Here is a 4,028-nt window from a genome sequence, read left to right on the forward strand (position 1 = left end):
AATCAAGTCTGATCACCAAGCATATTATATATTTCTTTCATATATTTATGTTTTAGCCAAATCTCAAGGTTACCGATAACATAAAGGTTATTTTTAGCCCTACTGATACCGACGTTTAAGACGTTCGGTTTATCGGTCATTATGGTTCTAGTCCCGACGTCGCCAGGTCGCTGAGCTCCAAGCAACATAATAACCGTATCTGCCTCTTTCCCTTGAAAAGAATGAATAGTACCTATGTTTCTATCACAAAAATCTTTTATATATTCCGGTAATTTTTGATCTTTAGTTAAATTTGATATTTTATCTTTTATATTTTTTTGAATATAAAGTTTAAAACTTTTATACATAGTGATTACATAAATCTGCTCTAATAACTCCTTTGAATTAGGTTTATTTAAAATAGATTTAAGTAATTGATATAATACATCAAATTCTGCTTTAGACTCATGCTTACCTTTTTTGTTATTATTATCTTCAACATTTATCCATCGTGAATTACCCAAAATATCACTAATTACAGATTTTGACGGCGAAACTGCAAAAATCATTTTATCGTCATAGGCAATTTTATTGCAGATATCAAACATTGGATTTTGACATCTTCTATGAACTAGTAAAGGAAAACCAACTAGAGCTTTATTATATTTAGTTTGATACAACGAATTACGATCGGCTAAATGCTGCACAGAAACTTTGGAAGGCGACCAATCTGGAAATGAAACATTAAATTTTTCACATAGTTTTTCAATTAATTTTTGTTTAAGTGTAGAAACAGGCTGAGTTTGCATCGGGTCGCCTACTACTACTACATTCTTTGATTTATATATAGCACTGGCAGCATATTGTGGTTGAGCTTGTCCGGCTTCATCAATAATAAGCCAAGAAATATTATTATGATCGAAATACTTAAACATATTATCGAAAGAATGGAAAGTAGTTGATACTACCGGTACAACCATAAAAAAGTTTTGCCAAACTGTTTGCCAAATTTTATGATCTATATCCATAGATGATGTAGTTAAAATAGTTGAAAATAAATTCAAACTACACCAAAAAATATCAGCATTCGCATTTATAAAAACTTCATGTATTTTGGTAGCTTTAATAAATAATTCTGATCTAAGTTGCTCAAACTTTTCGTTAAAATAAGGGGTGGTTTTATGAAGCCTATTACTTTGTTCTTCCCAAATTTGCCAAAAATAATCATCTTCAAAATTTTTAGTGTCAAAGCCGTATTCTTTTAAAAGCTCGGTAGGTTTTACTAGTATATGTAAAACATCTTGCAGCTCTATTATTTCCCTTGAAGTTTTTAATTTATTTTCTTTTTCTAGGGAATATTGATATTTTTTGGTATTAAAAAATTTATGAACCTTTTCAGACAATTCAAATTTAAATCCTTTAAAATTTCTTGCTATTTTTTCTAATTCTTGATCAATATTTCTTAATATAATATTTAGCTTAGCAATTGCATTTGTAAGGTTTTCATCATCAATTATAATTTTATATTTACTTAAAATATCTTTTTTTATCTTATTGTTAATAATCACTATATCGATAGCATCATAGATATCGGTGATTTTTTTATGTAATTCTTTAAATTCTTGGCATTCCTGAAACCATTTTGCTTCTAGCTCTGAAGTTGAATTACAATATTTAGGTTTGTAGTTTGCAGGTGCATGATCCTTATGGTTATTATTATTTAGTAAATTTAAATATTGACGCATCGTGAAAGTTTTGGATTTATTATTATCTTTCTCATTTCTAACATCCCAAAACCGTTCAATAAACTTTCTCCTATTTTTAGAATTTCCAAGAACTGCTGAAAATATACCCCAACTATCTTTATTGGTTAAAAGTCGACTGAAAAAATCTAATTCATCGTGGTAAACGAGATCTATTTTAGTTTTAAGTGGCAGCTCTTTAGAGATATTTTCAACAGAATTATTGTTAGAAGAAGCGATAACAATACTATAATTTTGTAATTCCGTTTTTAAAGTCTTTATATTATGCTTAAAGGGTTTTTTGTTTGAATTTTGTTGTTCGTGTACATGATTTTGTTTATCAAAACCATCCTCCGGATGTTTTAATTGTGACATTTTTAAAGCACGTTCAACATAAAGATTTGTGATTATATCAAACATTAAAGTGGTTTTACCGGTACCAGGCGGGCCGTTAACAGCAAAAAGCTTTTCTGACGAAGGTAATATTGAGTTAATTGCCGCTGCTTGCAAAGCAGCTAAAGTATTTTTCGGTGAAGAAGGCCAACGGCTAAGCTGCATTTCTTTTGGTTGCAGTAAGTGTTTAAAAGCCTCTAAGTCCTCTAAAATATCTATAGAATTTGGTTTTCTTTCTAATCCTAAATATTTAGAAATTGCTGAATCTTTAGTAATATTTTCTGCATTTTTTCTAAGCGAATTGAGAGGTTTAAGAAAAAAACTATTAAACATTTCTAAAGACGGTGCCGATAATGAAGAACTAGTATTTTCTACATTATTTGCTTCATCTGCCTTTGTCTTGTTATCATTTTCTTCGCTCTCTTTTGCTTTATTCTCTTCTGGCTTTTTCTTTTTTGATGCAATAACTCTTCTTACACAAATTTCAGAACGATCAATTAAATATTTTGACTTAATCTTTAATGATGCAACTAAAAAATCAATAATACGATTAATTATCTCTAAATCTAGTTGTATTTGCCCTTCGTTTATAACTTTACCGTAGTTAAGTGATTCACGTATTAAGCTATTATCTATATCATCGAAATTAATTAATTTTGTAAGATCATTTTCACAAAAATCATCTTTGGTAATTTCGCCTAAAGCATATGCAGCCGTGGAAATAACCATTGAGTCTTTTTCATAAATCATATTTTCGTTAATAGTTAATGCAGCAATAGGAGTAATGGTTGCAGTATCTTGATTTACGTGATCTTGTAAAATTTCTGTATTGATTTGTGTTAGATTACTAATTTTTTTAAAATATCAATTTCGGCTTCTGACCATTTTAAGTATCCTAAATAAATATTCCAATAGACCGCTACGTCATTTTCATCTTGATTTATATCAAGGTCCTTTTTATCAAATTCTTCAAATGGCTTATCTTCCAATAAAAAAAGTGCTTCTTCATCCTTTAATTTATGGCTAAATTTTTCATCTAATAATTTCTTTTCTTTATATTCTTCTACAGCTTCAAAATATTGTTGCAAATTTTCATTCTTGAAAGGAGTTAAGTGTTCAATAGCTCTCCATACATCGAGGATAGATTTGATTTGTTCATTAGATTGGTTGTACATAAAAAGAAGTTTACACTTAAAATAGAAATATCCTAAGTATGAAACTAGAGAAAGTAAACAACTTTTTAATGTTACTATTTATAGCTTTATAGTTTGTGTATAATTCACACAATTATCACCAAATTATTAATGATTTTTAATAAAATTTTAGTATCTTTTATAAATTCATTTAATATACAGCAAAAAGCATTATGGTATTGACACTAAATTTAAAAGTGAGCTTAACGGAGCGTATATTAATACGTGAGTATAAGCAAATCTTGCAAAATTTGGTGTCAAGAGCTTAATGGTTGAAGCTGTATTTCCTTAACCAAAACAGGATATAATAAAATGCAAACTAATAAGGAAATTATTAAATATATAGCGTCTAGCATTTGGTCTTCTTGGAATCCTATAAACTGGTCACCAAGCATGCAACTAGCTGCTTTAAGTTATATATTCTCTTGTTTAATTGATGGTAATGATGCATATCCAATTGAAGATGCACAAATAATAAATAATGACCACGAATTGCTTAAAAGCAATCAAACTTTTACCTTTCATAATACACAATTTCCATCTTCTCGTTATATGGAACTTGCCAAAGAGATACCTATATAGTAAATCATATAGTATTAGGTGCAGTAAAAAACTTTTTTAAAGTTTCGTACAAGTTTGCGAATTCAGTAATTTTATTCTTAATCCATCGTTTCATATTAGCCCAGAATTTTTCTATCGGATTTAAATCCGGTGAATATGG

At 28.8% G+C, this 4,028-nt stretch carries 4 protein-coding genes; 1 reads left to right on the top strand and 3 read right to left on the bottom strand.

Translation table 11 applies throughout. From position 1 onward, the window contains the following. Positions 1–2: 2 nt before the first annotated feature. Both AC1Z7D_RS06275 and AC1Z7D_RS06280 read right to left on the bottom strand, forming a co-directional pair. Positions 3–2,864 carry a DEAD/DEAH box helicase gene (locus tag AC1Z7D_RS06275; protein ID WP_482602937.1) on the bottom strand — a complete coding sequence of 954 codons (2,862 nt, stop codon included), beginning with the start codon at positions 2,862–2,864 and terminating at the stop codon, positions 3–5. Positions 2,865–2,953: 89 nt separating this feature from the next. Beyond that, on the bottom strand, positions 2,954–3,289 hold the full coding sequence (locus tag AC1Z7D_RS06280) for a hypothetical protein (RefSeq protein ID WP_482602939.1): 336 nt from the start codon (positions 3,287–3,289) through the stop codon (positions 2,954–2,956). 330 nt (positions 3,290–3,619) lie between these two features. Here AC1Z7D_RS06280 and AC1Z7D_RS06285 point away from each other — a divergent pair, with 330 nt between their 5' ends. Next, complete coding sequence (locus AC1Z7D_RS06285; RefSeq protein WP_482602941.1) at positions 3,620–3,889, top strand: hypothetical protein; 270 nt, start codon at positions 3,620–3,622, stop codon at positions 3,887–3,889. 4 nt (positions 3,890–3,893) lie between these two features. Here the strand turns inward: AC1Z7D_RS06285 and AC1Z7D_RS06290 are convergent. Next, positions 3,894–4,028: transposase (locus tag AC1Z7D_RS06290; protein WP_482601297.1), on the bottom strand; the 135-nt coding region annotated here is incomplete at its 5' end.

This window comes from Rickettsia sp. (genome assembly GCF_965035265.1).

Excerpts from the sequence above, each read along its gene's own strand:
- AC1Z7D_RS06275 (WP_482602937.1), bottom strand. The coding sequence starts at position 2,864 with ATGATTTATGAAAAAGACTCAATGGTTATTTCCACGGCTGCATATGCT.
- AC1Z7D_RS06280 (WP_482602939.1), bottom strand. The coding sequence starts at position 3,289 with ATGTACAACCAATCTAATGAACAAATCAAATCTATCCTCGATGTATGG.
- AC1Z7D_RS06285 (WP_482602941.1), top strand. The coding sequence starts at position 3,620 with ATGCAAACTAATAAGGAAATTATTAAATATATAGCGTCTAGCATTTGG.